Here is a 16171-nt window from a genome sequence, read left to right as displayed (position 1 = left end):
CGTCTGCTCGAGAAAGGAATCACTATGGCACCGAAGAAGAAGGTGACCGGCCTGATCAAGCTCCAGATCAACGCCGGCGCTGCCAACCCGGCGCCGCCGATCGGCCCCGCGCTCGGTCAGCATGGCGTCAACATCATGGAGTTCTGCAAGGCGTACAACGCCGCGACCGAGTCGCAGCGCGGCAACGTCATCCCCGTGGAGATCACCGTCTACGAGGACCGCAGCTTCACGTTCATCCTGAAGACCCCGCCGGCCGCCGAGCTGATCAAGAAGGCTGCGGGCGTGCAGAAGGGCTCCGCCACTCCGCACACCGTCAAGGTCGCGAAGATCACCGCCGAGCAGGTCCGTCAGATCGCCGAGCAGAAGCAGGCCGACCTGAACGCGAACGACATCGACGCCGCGTCCAAGATCATCGCCGGAACCGCCCGTTCCATGGGCATCACGGTCGAGGGCTGAGGGAGATAACAATGGCTACCAAGTCCAAGGCTTACAACGCTGCTGCCGCGAAGATCGAGGCAGACCGCTTCTACACCCCCGCCGAGGCCGTCGCCCTGGCGAAGGAGACCGGCTCCGCGAAGTTCGACTCGACCGTCGAGGTCGCGCTGAAGCTCTCCGTCGACCCGCGCAAGGCGGACCAGATGGTGCGCGGCACCGTCATCCTCCCGCACGGCACCGGCAAGACCGCCCGCGTCATCGTGTTCGCGACGGGTCCGGCCGCTGAGGCCGCGATCGCCGCGGGTGCGGACGAGGTCGGCGGCGCCGAGCTCATCGAGAAGGTCGCCGGCGGCTGGACCGCGTTCGACGCGGCCGTCTCCACCCCCGAGCTCATGGGCCAGGTCGGCCGTCTCGGCAAGGTGCTGGGTCCGCGTGGCCTGATGCCGAACCCGAAGACCGGCACCGTGACCCCGAACGCGGCCAAGGCCGTCGAGGAGATCAAGGGCGGCAAGATCGAGTTCCGCGTCGACAAGCACGCCAACGTGCACTTCGTCGTCGGCAAGGCGTCGTTCTCGGCCGAGCAGCTCGACGAGAACATGAAGGCCGCGCTCGAGGAGATCGTCCGCCTCAAGCCGTCCAGCTCGAAGGGCCGCTACATCCAGAAGGGCGCCGTGTCGACCACGTTCGGCCCCGGCATCCCGCTGGACGTCAACGCCATCTGAGCCTGAACGCCCAGGCATCGTCTGGCGCTCACACGCGAAGGCCCGCACCGGTTCGCCGGGGCGGGCCTTCGTCGTGCGCGCTCCCCGCGCGGCACCGGCCCCGGCCGGTTCAGAACGCCGTGCCGCCGAGGAACGCCCACCAGATCAGCAGCATCGTCGCGAGGAAGCCGCAGAGGTAGTTCAGCAGGAGGAAGCGGCGCCAGCCGCGGTTCGTCGTTCCCGACTCCGCATCCGAGACCGAGCGGAACGGCCACACCGCACCGAGATAGGGCAGTGCGAGCAGCGCGCCCAGCGGACCCGGCCAGACCGTGAAGAGCATGAGCGCACCCGCGAGGGTCCACATCGACAGGGCGAAGCGCACGGTGCGTCGCGCGCCCAGCACCGTGGCGATCGAGGAGATCCCCGCCTCCCGATCCGGCACGACGTCCTGCACCGCGCCGAACGCATGGCTCGCGACGCCCCAGGCGAAGAACGCGAGCAGCAGCATCGTGAGCGGGAGGCTCGGCTCCGCGCCGGCGAGGACGAGCCCGTAGACCGCCGGCGAGACGAAGTGCACGCTCGAGGTGACGGAGTCGAGGAACGGGATCTCCTTGAACCGCAGCCCCGGTGCGGAGTAGGCGACCACGGCGAACAGGCTGATCGCGAGCACGATCCAGGACAGCGGGTTCCCCTGCACGACGAGCGCGGCGACGAACGGCACCGGCAGCAGCACGGACCAGGCCAGCACCGCACGATGGCGGGCGGGGGAGAGCACCGCCCCCTCGGCGCCGCCCTTGCGCGGGTTCGCGAGGTCGGAGGCGTAGTCGAAGACGTCGTTGATGCCGTACATCGTGAGGTTGTACGGCACGAGGAAGAACAGCGTCCCGATCACGAACGCCGCGTCGACGCGTCCAGTGGTGAGCAGGTACGCGGCGGCGAAGCCGAAGGCGGTGTTGATCCAGCTCAGCGGGCGCGAGGTCAGCAGCAGGTCGCGGGTCAGGGAGGGGGCGACGGCGGAGCTCATCGGCGCGCCTCCTCGGGGGATGCCGTCCCGTCGCCGTGCAGGGAATCCGGAGCCGGCCGCGGCGCCCGGCGGCCGAGACTCCACAGCGCCGTGCCGAGCAGTGCGGCCGCGAGCGGATAGGCGAGGTCCTCGATCGGGGCGAGCCCGATCCGGATCCCGCTGATCCGCTCCGGGTCATAGGTGAACAGGCCCGCCGCGATCATCAGGGAGTCGAAGACGACCGTGAGCGCGACGAGCAGGACGATCGTGGCGAGGAGGGCCGGACCGTGCCCGGGCGGCCTGCGTCGCCAGGCGAGCGCCTGCACGAGCACGCAGGGCACCAGGAAGACCGCGTCGACGATCAGGTAGGCGGCCTTCATGCGCGACGCTCCCTGCGGCTCTCCAGGATCCGCCGCGAGCCCGCGTAGACAACCATCGTCAGCTGCACGAGGAAGAGGAGGAACACGGGCTCCTCGATGGGCAGGTGCGGCGCGAGCAGGATCCCGGTCGAGATCGGATTGCCCTCCCGCGAGAAGATCCCGGTCGCGATGCCCACGACGTCCCAGAGCAACAGGAACGCCGTCCCCGTCAGGAGCACGGTCCACGCACGACGCGGCGCCGCCCAGAGGAACAACCGCCAGCGCGCGTCCACGAGCCCCACGCAGAGGATCGAGACGAGCAGCAGACCGAGATACAGGAGGCTCATCGCACGGCCTCCGGCACGGGCAGCGGCCCGGTCGTGCGATCGCCGCGGAACGCCTTGAGCACGAGCTCGGCGCTGATCAGGCACATCGGAAGGCCGATCCCCGGCAGCGTCGTCGCCCCCGCGTAGAAGAGCCCGCGCGTGGTCCGGGAGCGGGTGCGGCCGCGCAGGAACGCGCTCTGCCGCAGGGTGTGCGCCGGGCCCAGCGCCGAGCCGCGCCAGGAGTGCAGGTCGCGGGCGAAGTCCGCGGGCCCGACGGTGCGCCGCACGACGATCCGCTCGGCGAGGTCGGGGGCGCCCGCGTGCGCCGCGAGCGCGGCGATCGCGCGGTCGGCGACGCGCTCGACCGCGGACGCCCCGCCGCCGTCGACGCCCCCGGAGCCGATCGCGGGGTCGGCCGGCACGGGGACGAGCAGGAACAGGTTCTCGTGACCCTCCGGCGCGACGGAATCATCGGTCCGACTGGGGGCGCAGGCATAGAAGGACGCGGGATCCGGCACCCGGGGCGCATCGCCGAAGATCGCGTCGAAGTTCGCATCCCAGTCCTCCGTGAAGACGAGGTTGTGATGGACGAGCCCGGGGAGCCGGCCCCGGACTCCGAGCATCGCGAGCACGGCGCCCGTGCCGGGGTTGGCGCGCCGCCAGTGCCGGGGCGAGCGCTCGCGCGCCGCACCCGGCAGGAGGGCGGTGTCGCTGTGGTGCATGTCGACCGTGCTCACGACGCGGTCGAACCTCTCCTCGCGCACGAGCCCCTCGCGGGCGACGACGACTCCGCGGACCGCGCCGCCGTCGACGAGGATCCGGTGCACCCGTGCGCCCGTGTGCAGATGCGCCCCCGCCTCCCGGGCGAGGCGGGCGAACGCCTCGATCACGGTGGTGAACCCGCCGCGCGGGTAGAGCACGCCCTCGGCGAGGTCGAAGGAGCTCATCAGATGGAACAGCGCGGGCGCGATGTCGGGCGAGCCGCCGAGGAAGACGGCGGGGTACTGCAGGATCTGCCGCAGCCGGCGGTCCGAGAACGACGCCTCGACCATGCTCCGCAGCGAGGTGCCGAGCAGCGTCGCGAGACGGGGCAGCTCGCGGAGCTCGCCGCCGGGCAGGAACGCCTTCGGATGCGAGAAGTCGGTGTAGAGGAAGCGGTCGTTCGCGATCCGCGCCGTGCGGGCGGCCGAGTCGAGGTGGCGCGCGAGGGCCGCGCCGGCCCCGGGCTCGACGGACTCGAACAGCGCGAGCGAGCGCTCGCGGTCCGAGTGCACGTCCAGCGGTGCCGCCCCGTCGGCGAAGAGGCGGTAGGCGGGATCCAGGCGGACGAGGTCGAGCTCCGCCGCGGCGCTCGTGCCGAGCAGCCGGAAGCAGTGCTCGAAGACCTCCGGCATGAGGTACCAGGACGGCCCGGTGTCGAAGCGGAAGCCGTCGCGCTCCCAGCTGCCGGCGCGCCCGCCGAGCTGTGCGGCCTGCTCGAAGAGGGTGACCTCGTGCCCGTCGGCGGCGAGCAGGGCCGCCGAGGCGAGCCCCGAGATGCCGCCGCCGAGCACGGCGACCCGGCTCACCGGGCGCTCCGCCGCGCCGTGCCGCTGCCGACCAGCGCGGCGCGCGCGAGCAACGCGGCCTTGCGCGCCGCCGGAACGCGTACTCGCCGTCCGACGAGCACGCGGGCCGGGGTGCGCCGTAGACGCGCGGACAGCTCGGAGTAGAGCAGGTGCGCGGCGGCGACCGCGCGGCGCGAGGATGACGGCAGCTCGCCGATCACGGCGCCCGCGATCGCGAGCTCCGCATCGATCCCGTCCAGGATCCGATCGCGCTGGGAATCGGTGAACGAGTGCGGATCGACCCCGGGCAGGTAGCGGCGGCCGAGCCCGTCGGCGTCCTCGCCGAGGTCGCGGAGGAAGTTCACCCGCTGGAACGCCGAGCCCAGCGCGATCGCGCCGCGATCCCAGCGGGCGTTCCGCACCGGATCCGGAGCGAGCCCGCGCCGGAACGAGGCGAGGCACATGAGCCCGACGACCTCGGCCGAGCCGTGCACGTACTCGTCGAGCTCGCGCTCCTCGGTGAAGACGAGCGGGCTGAGATCGCGGCGCATCGATGCGAAGAACGGGCGGGTGAGGTCGTCGCCGATCCCCGTCGCCCGCGCGGTCGTGACGAACGCGTGCACGACGAGATTGGCGCTGTACCCCGAGCGGAGCGCGGCCTCCACCTCGCGCTCGAGGCCGTCGAGCACCTCCCGGCACTCCGGCGAGGACAGCCCGGCGTCCGTCGCGCACCCGTCGACGATCTCGTCGGCCACGCGCACGAGGGCGTAGATCGCGGCGAGGTCGGCGCGCACGGCGCGCGAGCAGAGCCGGCTCGCGAGACGGAACGAGGTCGAGTAGCTGTCCAGGACCTGGGCGGATCCGCGGGCCGCGGCGCGATCGTAGAGGGCGAGACCCGCGACGGCCGTCATCGGGTGCGCTCCGTCGCGCGGGCGATGACGCTCTCGAGCTCGGCGATCAGCGGGGCGGGGAGCGCGGAGAACAGGAGGGCGGCACGTGCCTCGGCGACCAGACCGGAGATCGCGGCCTCGGTGCGGGCCAGGCCGCCCGACTCCACGATCGCGGTCCGGAGCACGGCGGCGCCGCGCTCGTCGAGGCCGGGATCGCCGAACAGCGCGGACGCCTCCCGCCAGGACGCATGGCTGCGGGAGTGCGCGACGAGCAGCGTGACCTTGCCCTCGCGGAGGTCGGAGAGCACGGACTTGCCGGTGCGCTCGGGATCGCCGAAGACGCCGAGCACGTCGTCCCTCGCCTGGAAGGCGATGCCGATCGTCGTCCCGATGAAGCCCAGCGTGTCGATCGCGGCGGGGTCCGCCCCGCCGAGCAGGGCGCCCATCCGGAGCGGGGCGCTGAACGAGTAGCGGGCGGTCTTGTGCTCCATGGTGCGCAGGACCGCCTCCTCGTCGGCATCGCCGCGGAGTCCGAGGACGACGTCGGCGTGCTCGCCGACGGCCGCGGCCTCGATCGCGTCGCCCAGGACGGCGAGGAGCGCCCTGCGATGCGCTGTGGGGGCGTCGAGCTCGGCGATGAGGCGATGCGCGGCGGAGAGAAGGAGGTCGCCCGCGAGGATCGCGCAGCTGTCGCCGTAGCGGAGCGCGCCGGCCTCGTCGGCACCCGCCGCCTGCGCGGCGTCTCTCCGGCGGGCGATCAGGTTGGGCTCGCCCCGCCGCAGGACGTCGCGGTCGATCACGTCGTCGTGGAGGAGGAAGGCGAGATGGAGCAGCTCGAGCGCGGCGGCGGCGTGGACGGCGCTCTCCGCGGGCTCGCCGGCAAACGCTCCCTGCGCCGCGAGCAGGAGGCGGGGGCGCAGGAGCTTGCCGCCCGCCGCGCCCTGGCGGGCCTCCTCCCAGACCGCGTCGAAGCCGGCGAGGTCGCCGAGCCGACCTCCCGCGTCCTGGAAGACCCGGTCGATCACGGTCTCGACCTCCGCGAGCAGGTCCTCCGCGACGGCTCTGCCCGTCATGAGGCGAGCTCCTCGAGCCCGCGCCCGCCCAGGAAGGGCAGCAGCTGCGCCTGGAGCACGAGCCAGGGGCTGAACGCCCAGGGGGTGCGGCGCACCGACTCGGCGAGATCGTCCGGATCCACCCAGCGGTGCTCGACGACCTCGTCCGGGTGAGGGCGCGGGGTGTCCGAGGTGACCGCCAGGTACACCGGGCAGATCTCGTTCTCCACGATGCCTGTGGCGTCGGTGGCGCGGTAGCGGAAGAACGGCAGCACCGGGTCGACGGAGTCGAGGGCGATCCCGAGCTCATACTCGGCCCGGCGGCGCACCGCCGCCACCAGCCCCTCGCCGGGAGCGGGGTGGCCGCAGAACGAGTTCGTCCAGACGCCCGGCCAGGCGGCCTTCGTGAGCGCACGGCGGGTGACGAGCAGCCGGCCGCGCGGGTCGAAGACATGGCAGGAGAACGCGAGGTGCAGGCGCGTGTCGGCGCCGTGCACCGTGCTCTTCGGGGCGGTGCCGATCTGCGCTCCCTCGGCGTTGAGGAGTACGACCATCTCGACGTCGGGGGTCATCGGGGCTCCTTTTGCTAACCGAGAAATTTACTAACCTTGTTAGGAATAGACTCTATGGCATAGAGTCCTCCCGTGGAAGTCCCCGAGTCCCAGCGCCGCATCGACCGCGCCATGGTCGATCCGCGACTCATCGATCCCCGCAGGGAGCTCGTGCACCGCGCCCATCTCTCCGATGGCGAGGTCGACGAGATCGTCGACCTGATGTCGGCGCTGCGCGCCTGGCACCGTGCCGCCGCACGGATGAGCGAGGCCTCACGGCGCTACATGAAGCTGAACGAGAACGACATGCGCGCGCTGCGCCTCCTCATCGCTTCGGAGAACGCGGGTGAACTCGTGACCGCCAGGGCCGTCGCCGACCATCTCGGCATCAGCAGCGCGGCGACGACGAAGATGCTCGATCGCCTCGAGCACGGAGGTCATGTGGAGCGCCGGCCCCATCCGGGCGACCGGCGTGCGATCGTGCTCACGGTCACGCCCGAGACGCGCCTCGCGGCGCGCGAGAGCGTGGGTCGCCTGCATGCGCGGCGTTTCGACGTCGCCGCCCGGCTGTCCTCGGAGGAGCGCGGCGTCGTCACGCGGTTCCTGCGCGAGCTCGCCACCACCGAGGAGGACGGATCCGGACCCTCGTCCGAGGGGGGAGCAGACGCCCTGGGCGGGACGGGCTCCGAGAACGGCTGACCGAGGGAGTCGCGCCGCTCAGCCGAAGAAGACCGGGAGCACGAGCGCGACGCCCATCACCACGAGCAGCACCGCGATGCCCGTGTCCAGGATCCGCCAGGCGCGCGGGGTGCGCAGCCAGCGTCCAAGGTGGCGCGCACCGTAGCCGAGCGCGAAGAACCACGTGACGCTGGCGAGGATCGCGCCGGCCGCGAACAGCCACCGGCCGTCGCCGTGCGTGGCGGCGATGCCGCCGATGAGCAGGACCGTGTCGAGGTAGACGTTCGGGTTGAGCCAGGTGAAGGCCAGCGTGGCCAGGATCACCGGCGCGAGCGGTGCGGTGCGGGTGAGGGTCGCCGTGCCCCGGCCGCCGGCCGCATCGGTCGCGGGTTCCGCGCCATCGGCGATGAGGGCCTCGCCCCCTGAGGCCCACGCACGCCGCGCGGCGAGGATCCCGTACACGATGAGCGAGATCGCGCCCGCCCACCGGGCCACGACGATCAGCCACGGCAGCGTCTTGACGAGGTAGCCGAGCCCCGCGGTTCCGGCCAGCACGAGTGCGGCGTCCGAGGCCGCGCAGATCAGCACCGCGGACAGCACGTGCTCGCGGCGCAGTCCCTGGCGCAGCACGTAGACGTTCTGGGCGCCGACGGCGACGATGAGCGAGAACATGAGTCCGAGGCCGGAGAGCAGGGTGAGCACGGAATGACGATACGGGCCGCGGAACTTCAGTACCAGCGAACATTCCTTAAGCCAGATTAGGATCTCTGATGTGCAGGTGGATCCGGAGGCGGCGCGCACCGTGGCCGCCGTGCTCGACGATGGCAGCTTCGAGGGCGCGGCGCGGAGGCTGCTCGTGACGCCGTCCGCCGTGAGCCAGCGCGTCAAGACGCTCGAGCAGCAGCTCGGCCGGATCCTGCTCGTACGCAGCAAGCCCGCGCGCGCGACCGAGGCGGGGGAGGCGGTGGCGCGGTTCGGACGCCAGGTCGCGCTCCTCGAGCGGGATGCGATCACGGGATCCGGGCTCGCCGGCGAGGCTGAAGGCGCCAGGGTGCGCATCCCCCTCGCCGTCAACGCCGACTCGATGGCGACGTGGTTCCTCGCGCCGCTCGCGCGGCTGTCCGCCCGCCATGACGTGGAGTTCGACCTGCATCGCGACGACCAGAACTTCACGGCCCGGCTGCTCGAGTCCGGCGCGGTGATGGCCGCGGTGACCAGCGAGTCGGAGCCGGTCGGCGGCTGCCGGGTGGAGGCCCTCGGCGCCCTGCGCTACGTGGCCGCGGCATCGCCGGGGTTCGCCCGCCGGTGGTTCGCCGACGGGGTGACCGCCGCCGCGCTCGCCCGGGCGCCCTTCGTCGACTTCGACCGCCGCGACGTGCTGCAGCAGGACTGGCTGCGCGAGCGCGGGGTGGATCCCTGGCCCGTGCCGCGCCACCACGTGCCGGCGTCGGCGGACTTCTCTGTCGCCGTCGAGCTCGGCCTGGGCTGGGCGCTGCTGCCCGTGCCGCACGCCGAGGCGGGCCTCGCCGATGGGCGCCTGGTGCGGCTCGACGACGGCGAGCTCGCGTCGCCGCTGTACTGGCAGCAGTGGAACCTGCGCTCCGAGCTGCTGGATGCGATCGCGGCGGAGATCCGCGCCGAGGCCGGTCACGTGCTGCGCTGAGGGCGAGGGCACCGCGGCCCGCGGACGCTGGCGCGGCGTCGGCGGCGCGCCCTAGGGTCGACTCATGGCATCCGAGCGCATCACGCTGACCATCCCCGGGCCCGAGGGCGAGCGGTCGCTGGATCTGTCCAGCCCCAACCGCGCGGTCTGGCCGGACGCGGAGGGCGGCCCCATCACCAAGGCCGAGCTCGCCGAGTACGTGCAGACGGTCGCGACGCCGTTCCTCGCCTCGACCGGCGACCGGCCCGTCTCGCTCGAGCGGTACCGCGACGGCATCTCCGGGGAGAGCTTCTTCTCGAAGAACCCGCCCAAGGGTACGCCCGACTTCGTGCAGAGCGTGATGTGCACCTACAACTCCGGCCGCAAGCATCCGCAGATCGTGCTCACCGAGGCGGCGGCCATCGTCTGGGCCGTGCAGATGAACACCGTCGTGTTCCACCCCTGGGCCTCGCTCGCATCGGACACGGACAACCCGGTGGAGCTGCGCATCGACCTCGACCCGCAGCCGGGCACGGGCTTCGCCGAGGCCATCCCTGCCGCGCACGAGCTGCGCTCCGTGCTGCGCGAAGCAGGGCTCGAGGCCTTCATCAAGACCAGCGGCAACCGCGGGCTGCACGTGTTCTGCCCGATCGTCCCGGAGTGGGAGTTCCTGACCGTGCGGCACGCCGTGATCGCGGCGGGGCGCGAGCTGGAGAGGCGGATGCCCGACCGCGTCACCACGGCGTGGTGGAAGGAGGAGCGCGGGGAGCGCATCTTCGTCGACTTCAACCAGGCCAACCGCGACCGCACCATGGCCGGCGCCTACAGCCCGCGCGCACTGGCCGGCGCCACGGTGTCGACCCCGATCGAGTGGGACGAGCTCGACGGGGTGGATCCGACCCGGTTCACCGTGCGCACGGTCCCGCAGCGCCTCGCCGACGTCGGCGACCCGTGGGCGCGCATGCAGGACGCCCCGGGCCGCATCGACACGCTCCTGGCCTGGTGGGAGCGCGACGTGGAGAACGGGCTCGGCGAGATGCCGTTCCCGCCGGAGTTCCCCAAGATGCCCGGAGAGCCCCCTCGTGTGCAGCCCTCGAAGAAGGTCGCCGCGCACTGGGACGAGAACGGCGAGCGCGTCGAGGAGTGACGGGCGACCGTTCCCGGGGTCGTTGAGCGAGGACGGCGAAGCCGACCGAGACGAAACGCGGTTCCCCGCGAGTGACCGCGTTTCGTCTCGCTCCGCCCGCGGCGGTCGCTCAACGACCCCGACGGGGCTCAGTCGATGACGTCGCCGAGGTCGTAGCCGGCGACGGTCTCGAGCTGCTCGTAGGTGCAGGAGCGGGCCTCGCGGTCGTCGCGCCAGCGCTCGAACTGCACGGTGTGGCGGAACCGCCAGCCCTCGAGCTGGTCGTAGCGCACCTCGAGCACACGCTCGGGACGCAGCCGCACGAACGAGGTGTCCTTGCTGCCGCTGAACCGGGAGCGCTCGCCGTCGCCGGTCAGGGCTGCGCCGGACTCGTCGCGCTCCACGAGGGGCGCGAGGTCGTCGACCAGCTGCTGCCGCATCGCGTCGCTCCAGGCCGCGACGCCGCCGACCTGGCGCAGCACGCCGTCGTCCCCGTAGAGGCCGACGAGGAGGGATCCGACACCGGATCCGCTCTTGTGGATCCGGTAGCCGAGGGCGACCACGTCGGCGGTGCGGGCGTGCTTGATCTTGAACAGGGTGCGCTTGTTGGGCGCATAGGGCTGATCGAGGGGCTTCGCGACGACGCCGTCGAGGCCGGCGCCCTCGAACTCGGCGAGCCAGCGCCGGGCCGTGACCGGGTCGGCCGTGGTGCGGGTGAGGTGCAGCGGGTGCGGGACGTCGGCGAGCAGCCTCTCCAGGCGTGCGCGTCGCTCGCCGAAGGGGAGCGGCTGCAGGTCCTCGTCGCCCGCGGCGAGGAGGTCGAACGCGATGAACATCGCCGGAGTCTCCGCCGAGAGCTTCTGCACCCGGGACGCGGCGGGGTGGATCCGCTGGCTCAGGGCCTCCCAGTCCAGGCGCTGGGAACCGGCCGGTCCGGATGCGACGACGATCTCACCGTCGAGCAGGCACGGACCGGGCAGCAGGCGCGGGATCGCCTCCACGAGCTCGGGGAAGTAACGCGTCAGCGGCTTCGCGCCCCGTGAGCCGATCTCGACCGACTCGCCGTCCCACGAGATCAGTCCGCGGAACCCGTCCCATTTGGGCTCGTACAGCAGGCCGCCCGGGAACTTCGCCGGTTCGGGCACGGAAGCGGCGGCCTTCGCGAGCATCGGTGCGGGGATCTCGTAGCGCATGGATCCCATCCTGCCGCCCGACAGGCTTCAATCGCCATGGTTCGGACCCGCCGGCGCGGATCCGAACAGGTCTCCGAGGTCGACGCGCTCGCCCGCATCCGCCAGCGCCGTGCGCGCCGCGTGCCAGCCGGCCTGGAAGTTCACCCCGGGACCGGGCGGGGTCGCCGCGGAGGCGAGATAGACCCCGGGCATCGGCGTGCGCCAGGGGGCCGGCGAGAGCACGGGGCGCACCACGGCCTGGCGCATCGTGAAGGAGCCGCCGAAGATGTCGCCCCCGATCTCCGCGGGATTGAGGTGCACGCGCTCCCGCGCGGGCACCGCCTGGCTCGCCAGGATGCGGTCGCGGAACCCGGGCGCGAAGCGCTCGATCTGCCGCACGACGAGCTCGGTCGGATCCGCGTCCGAGTTCGCCGGCACGTGGATGTACGCCCACAGCGTCTGCTTCCCCGCCGGGGCCCGGGAGTCGTCGAGCACGGAGGGCTGCGCGACCAGCACGTAGGGCCGTTCGGAGACGCGCCCCTGGGCGACGGCGTTCTCGCTCGCCCACACCTCCTCGCGGGTGCCGCCCACGTGCACGGTCGGGGCGAGGGCGACCTCCCGGTTCGTCCACGGCACCGGCCCGTCCAGGGCGAAGTCGACCTTGGCGGCGGCGGGGCCGTAGCGGTAGGCCCGGATCGCCGAGGCGTACCGGGCCGGCACGTCGCGCAGCGTGAGCGCGAGCCGCGGTGCGGTGTTGAGGAGCAGCAGATCGCCGCGGTGCGGATCCCCCCAGTCCAGCGCCGAGAGGTCGGCCACGGGGGCGTCCGTGCGGATCGCGCCGCCGTGGGCGCGCAGGTCGTCGGCCAGCGCGTCGGCGATCCGCTGCGCGCCGCCGCGCGGATACGCCCAGCCGCCTGCATGCGCCTGGGCCATGAGCAGGAGCCCGGCCGCGGCCCCGCTGAGCGCGGGCAGCGCCGTGTTCGCGTGCGCGACGACGCCGGCGACCAGCCCGGCCGCCTCGGCGGTGCGGAAGGTGCTCCGGGCCATCATCGATCCCTGTTCCAGCACCCGCAGCCCGTACCGCACCGCCGTGACCGGATCCCGGGGGATCCGCAGCAGCGACCCCCCGGTCACGTCGAGCAGGCCCTCGATGTGCGTGCTCAGGGGACGCAGCAGTGCGCGCCAGGCCCGGGCGTCCGGCCCGAGCGCGTCGGCGGTGCGCTCGAGGTCGTGCCAGGCGATGCCGGCCCTTCCGTCGTCGAGGGGATGCGCATATGCCGCTTCGGGAATGATCCACTCGACGCGGTCCCGGCCGAAGGCCCGCAGGAACGGCGAGGAGTAGGCCGCGGGGTGCACCGCCGAGCAGACGTCGTGCACGAACCCGGGGAGGGTCGACGCCGCGCTGCGCACGCCGCCGCCGATCGTCGGGGCCGCCTCGAGGACCTCGACGGCATAGCCGGCGCGGGCGAGGGAGACGGCGGCGGCGAGCCCGTTCGGTCCGCTGCCGATGACGGTGGCGCGGGGCATGCCGCCAGTCTGGCACGGAGTCGGAGTCGGAGTCGCGCGCCCGCGGGCGGAGCGCGGACGTGCAGGTCGCGTGCAGCAGGACGTGGGATCCTGGAGGGGATGAACGAAGTCCAGGGCCCGACCCCCACCGGCACCTCCCGTCCCTACAAGTCCCTCGCCGAGGCGCTGCGCGGTCAGCGCATCGATCCGGTGAACCACGACTTCATCCGCGCGATCGTCGAGGCGGTGGGCATCAGCACCTTCATCGACCGCGGTCGCTACATCGAGGCGATCCGGCGTGGCGAGGGGGCGGCGCTGCACATCGGGCGCACCTACACGAACGGCTTCGGCGAGGACGAGCAGGTCGTCGTCGCCGGACGCGTGCTGCCGCTCGCGCCCAGCGAGGGGCGGGCGCCGTACTTCTACGTCACGCATCCGAGCGAGCTGCAGGGCGCGCCGGCGGGCGTCGCCCGTCCGTCGCGCGCCGCGGGCACCCGCGCCCCGGGCACCCGCGCCGCGGCGAAGCCCAAGCCGGAGCCGCGCGCCCCGAAGGCGACCCCGCTCGCGGAGCGCGACTACGGCATCTGCGACGTGTGCTTCATGGTGAAGACGCCGTCCGGCGGCTGCGGCTGCGACTGAGTCCCATGCCGTTCTGCAGGGACCCCGCGCCGTTGTGCAGGGAGGCCCGGTCGTTGTGCAGCGAGCCCCGGCTGTTGCGCAGGGCGGCCGCGCCGTTCTGCAGGAGCCCCGGCGCGCATGCCCCGGTAGCCGCCCGTGGAATGGCCGGAATACCGGATCCGCCCTGCAGAACGCCACCGGGTCCCTGCACAACGGCCCCGGGTCCCTGCAGAACGGCGCCGGGTCCCTGCACAACGGCCCCGGGTCCCTGCAGAACGCCACCGGGTCCCTGCACAACGGCCCCGGGGCCCTGCGCAACGTCCGCGGGCCCTGCGCAACCTCCGGGGACCGGGCGGAGCGGGCGTGCGCGCGCCCGACGCCCGTCAGGCGAACGCGCTCATCCCGGTGATGTCGCGGCCGATGAGCAGCGCCTGCACGCTCTCGGTGCCCTCGTAGGTGTGGATCGCCTCGATGTCGGCCATGTGCTGCATCACGCCGTTCTCGAGCAGGATGCCGTTGCCGCCGAGCAGGTCGCGCGCGGTCTGCGCGATGCGGCGGGCGGCGCGGGTGTTGTGGAACTTCGCCAGCGACGCCTGTGTGGGCCGGAGCGTCCCCGCCCCGTCCATGTCGGCCATGCGACGGCAGTACAGCTGCATCGCCGTGAGCTCCTCCAGCATGTGCGTGAGGCGCTCCTGCACCATCTGGAACCTCGCCAGCGGCTTGCCGAACTGGATCCGGGTCTTCGCATAGGCGAGCGCCGCCTCGTAGCAGGCGGTCGCGTGCCCGAGGGCCGACCATGCCACGCCGGAGCGCGTCGCGTACAGCACGGTGGACGCGTCCTTGAAGCTGTGCGTGCCGGGCAGCACCGCGTCCAGCGGCACGCGCACGTCGTCGAGGCGGATGTGCGCCTGATGGATCCCGCGCAGTGACACCTTGCCGGTGATCACCGTGCCCTGGTAGCCCGGGCGCTCCTGCTCGACGAGGAAGCAGCGCACGGCCCCGTGGTCCTCGGCCCCCTCGTCGTCGACGCGTGCCCACACGAACGTGATGCCGCCGGAGGCGCCGTTGCCGATCCACTTCTTCGCCCCGCGCAGCACCCACTCGTCGCCGTCGCGACGGGCGACCGTCTCGAGCGAGACGGAATCGGATCCGTGGTCGGGCTCGGTGAGGGCGAAGGATCCGAGCACGGAGCCGTCGGCGAGGGGGACGAGCCAGCGCTCCTGCTGCTCGGGGCTGCCGAACAGCGCGAGGGTGCGCAGCGCGAGTCCGCCCTGCACGGCGAGCACGGTGCCGAGGGAGCCGTCGCCGCGTGAGATCTCCATGTTGACCAGGCCCGCTGCGAGCGGGCTCATCCGGGTGAGGGCAGGGTGGTCGATGCCGTCCACGACGAGGTCCATCTCGCCCATGCGGCGGGCGACGTCGAGCGGGTACTCCGCGCGGTCCCAGGCGGCCTGCATGCGCGGGCCGACCTCGTCGACGTAGGCCTGGGCGCGCTCCCAGTGCGCGCGATCGGCGGCCGGGATGTCGGAGAAGACCTCGTAGTAATCGGTGCCGCCGCGACCGGTCAGGTCGTAGGAGGTGACGGCTTCACCGGGGAAGCGGGCGTCGTTGCTCATGGGGTCTCCGTCCGAGGAGTGAGACTGAGTCTCAGGTTTCATGAGACAGCGTACCGCCATTCGCGAGCGCGACGAGCATCGGATCCACCGGGGATCCGTCGTGCCGCGCCGAGCTCAGTCCAGTTCGTCGCGCAGGCGGCGGGTGATCTCCGCCATCGGCATGGAACGCGGGAACACGGCCACCACGACCGCGTCCTCGCCGGGCTCCTTCATGCCGTCCGGGTGCACGCCGTACCGGCGCAGCACGTCGTCGAGCGCGCGACGCAGGGCGGCCGCCGAGGTGCGCGATCCGCGGAGCAGCCGGCGCAGCACATGGTTGTGCACGGCGGTGACGAGGGCGGCGAAGCCGACCGCGTCGAGCGGATCCAGGTCCGGGAGCGAGCGGCGCAGGTACTCGTCGAACAGGCGCTCGTAGCGGAACACCGCGACGATCTCACGATCGCGCAGGGTGGGCACCTCGCGCACCACCTGATAGCGCAGGCGCGCCAGGTCGGGGTCGGCGGCGAACGCGCGGAACACCATCATCGACGCGTCGCACACCGCGCTCCAGGGATTGGGATGCGCGCGGTCCAGATAGCGGCGCAGCCCCTCCAGGAGCTCCTCGTGGTCGGCGAAGACGACGTCGTCCTTGCCGCCGAACTGGCGGAAGAAGGTGGAACGGGAGATGCCCGCGGCCCGCGCGATCTGCTCGACGGAGGTCGAATCGAAGCCCTGGGCGGAGAACAGCTCGAGCGCCGCACGCACCACGGCGGTGCGGGCGGGCGACACGTCGGCGTGCTCGGTCATAGAAGGAGAGCCTAGTTGTCCGGATCCTGCGCCGGGACTGCCGAGTCACCCGAGGTCTCGGGGGCTGGACAGGTGGCCGGGTCCGCGGTCAGGAAGCGCGATTCCGCGGTAGTAGGCTGGTTGATCGGGTCGAATCACATCGACACCCGACAGAATTCCTGTC

The 16171-nt window shown here is 72.5% G+C and carries 18 protein-coding genes; 6 read left to right on the top strand and 12 right to left on the bottom strand.

Going from position 1 to position 16171, the window contains the following annotated elements; genetic code table 11:
• The first annotated feature begins 24 nt into the window (after positions 1-24).
• A complete protein-coding gene (gene rplK, locus J8G10_RS01405; RefSeq protein WP_045250755.1) occupies positions 25-456 on the top strand; it encodes a 50S ribosomal protein L11 in 432 nt (143 codons plus the stop codon).
• A gap of 11 nt (positions 457-467) precedes the next feature.
• Positions 468-1157 (top strand): 50S ribosomal protein L1, encoded by a 690-nt coding sequence (gene rplA / locus J8G10_RS01400; protein ID WP_045250756.1) that lies wholly within the window; start codon positions 468-470, stop codon positions 1155-1157.
• Positions 1158-1266: 109 nt separating this feature from the next.
• Here the strand turns inward: rplA and J8G10_RS01395 are convergent, their stop codons facing one another.
• Genes J8G10_RS01395 through idi form a run of 7 tightly spaced genes read right to left on the bottom strand, consistent with a single transcriptional unit; the run spans position 1267 to position 6885 of the window.
• Positions 1267-2160 carry a prenyltransferase gene (locus J8G10_RS01395; RefSeq protein WP_251438695.1) on the bottom strand — a complete coding sequence of 298 codons (894 nt, stop codon included), beginning with the start codon at positions 2158-2160 and terminating at the stop codon, positions 1267-1269.
• A complete protein-coding gene (locus J8G10_RS01390; protein ID WP_251438694.1) occupies positions 2157-2519 on the bottom strand; it encodes a lycopene cyclase domain-containing protein in 363 nt (120 codons plus the stop codon). The genes J8G10_RS01395 and J8G10_RS01390 overlap by 4 nt, the downstream gene beginning before the upstream one ends.
• Positions 2516-2845: a lycopene cyclase domain-containing protein gene (locus tag J8G10_RS01385; RefSeq protein WP_251438693.1), complete on the bottom strand. Its 330-nt coding sequence runs from the start codon at positions 2843-2845 to the stop codon at positions 2516-2518. Before J8G10_RS01385 ends, J8G10_RS01390 begins: the two co-directional genes overlap by 4 nt.
• Positions 2842-4392, bottom strand: a complete 1551-nt coding sequence (gene crtI, locus J8G10_RS01380) for a phytoene desaturase family protein (protein WP_251438692.1) — start codon at positions 4390-4392, stop codon at positions 2842-2844. The genes J8G10_RS01385 and crtI overlap by 4 nt, the downstream gene beginning before the upstream one ends.
• Entirely contained in the window at positions 4389-5282 is an 894-nt protein-coding gene (locus tag J8G10_RS01375; RefSeq protein ID WP_251438691.1) for a squalene/phytoene synthase family protein, read from the bottom strand. The genes crtI and J8G10_RS01375 overlap by 4 nt, the downstream gene beginning before the upstream one ends.
• A complete protein-coding gene (locus J8G10_RS01370) occupies positions 5279-6334 on the bottom strand; it encodes a polyprenyl synthetase family protein (protein WP_251438690.1) in 1056 nt (351 codons plus the stop codon). Before J8G10_RS01370 ends, J8G10_RS01375 begins: the two co-directional genes overlap by 4 nt.
• Positions 6331-6885 (bottom strand): isopentenyl-diphosphate Delta-isomerase, encoded by a 555-nt coding sequence (gene idi, locus J8G10_RS01365; RefSeq protein ID WP_251438689.1) that lies wholly within the window; start codon positions 6883-6885, stop codon positions 6331-6333. The genes J8G10_RS01370 and idi overlap by 4 nt, the downstream gene beginning before the upstream one ends.
• A 72-nt stretch (positions 6886-6957) precedes the next feature.
• On the opposite strand from idi, the gene J8G10_RS01360 reads away from it, so the two are divergent.
• Entirely contained in the window at positions 6958-7563 is a 606-nt protein-coding gene (locus J8G10_RS01360) for a MarR family transcriptional regulator (protein ID WP_251438688.1), read from the top strand.
• Between the two features lie 18 nt (positions 7564-7581).
• Here J8G10_RS01360 and J8G10_RS01355 read toward each other — a convergent pair whose 3' ends face one another.
• Positions 7582-8244 carry a LysE/ArgO family amino acid transporter gene (locus tag J8G10_RS01355; RefSeq protein WP_251438687.1) on the bottom strand — a complete coding sequence of 221 codons (663 nt, stop codon included), beginning with the start codon at positions 8242-8244 and terminating at the stop codon, positions 7582-7584.
• Between the two features lie 70 nt (positions 8245-8314).
• Between J8G10_RS01355 and J8G10_RS01350 the strand changes: the two genes are divergently transcribed.
• Positions 8315-9205 (top strand): LysR family transcriptional regulator ArgP, encoded by an 891-nt coding sequence (locus tag J8G10_RS01350; protein ID WP_251438686.1) that lies wholly within the window; start codon positions 8315-8317, stop codon positions 9203-9205.
• A gap of 64 nt (positions 9206-9269) precedes the next feature.
• Positions 9270-10331 carry a non-homologous end-joining DNA ligase gene (gene ligD, locus J8G10_RS01345; RefSeq protein ID WP_251438685.1) on the top strand — a complete coding sequence of 354 codons (1062 nt, stop codon included), beginning with the start codon at positions 9270-9272 and terminating at the stop codon, positions 10329-10331.
• Positions 10332-10459: 128 nt separating this feature from the next.
• Here the strand turns inward: ligD and J8G10_RS01340 are convergent, their stop codons facing one another.
• Entirely contained in the window at positions 10460-11503 is a 1044-nt protein-coding gene (locus tag J8G10_RS01340; RefSeq protein ID WP_251438684.1) for an ATP-dependent DNA ligase, read from the bottom strand.
• A gap of 27 nt (positions 11504-11530) precedes the next feature.
• A complete protein-coding gene (locus J8G10_RS01335) occupies positions 11531-13009 on the bottom strand; it encodes an NAD(P)/FAD-dependent oxidoreductase (RefSeq protein WP_251438683.1) in 1479 nt (492 codons plus the stop codon).
• Positions 13010-13108: 99 nt separating this feature from the next.
• Between J8G10_RS01335 and J8G10_RS01330 the strand changes: the two genes are divergently transcribed.
• The gene (locus J8G10_RS01330; protein WP_251438682.1) at positions 13109-13627 is read left to right on the top strand and encodes a hypothetical protein; all 519 of its coding nucleotides are present in this window, start codon (positions 13109-13111) and stop codon (positions 13625-13627) included.
• Between the two features lie 362 nt (positions 13628-13989).
• On the opposite strand, the gene J8G10_RS01325 is transcribed toward J8G10_RS01330, so the two are convergent.
• On the bottom strand, positions 13990-15222 hold the full coding sequence (locus J8G10_RS01325) for an acyl-CoA dehydrogenase family protein (protein ID WP_251438681.1): 1233 nt from the start codon (positions 15220-15222) through the stop codon (positions 13990-13992).
• A 114-nt stretch (positions 15223-15336) separates the two neighbouring features.
• The gene (locus J8G10_RS01320; protein WP_251438680.1) at positions 15337-16008 is read right to left on the bottom strand and encodes a TetR family transcriptional regulator; all 672 of its coding nucleotides are present in this window, start codon (positions 16006-16008) and stop codon (positions 15337-15339) included.
• Positions 16009-16171 lie beyond the last annotated feature (163 nt).

Source organism: Microbacterium sp. USTB-Y, assembly GCF_023703415.1.
GTDB lineage: Bacteria > Actinomycetota > Actinomycetes > Actinomycetales > Microbacteriaceae > Microbacterium.
The sequence above is the reverse complement of the archived record's forward strand: the minus strand, read 5'-3'. Positions and strand labels throughout refer to the sequence as shown.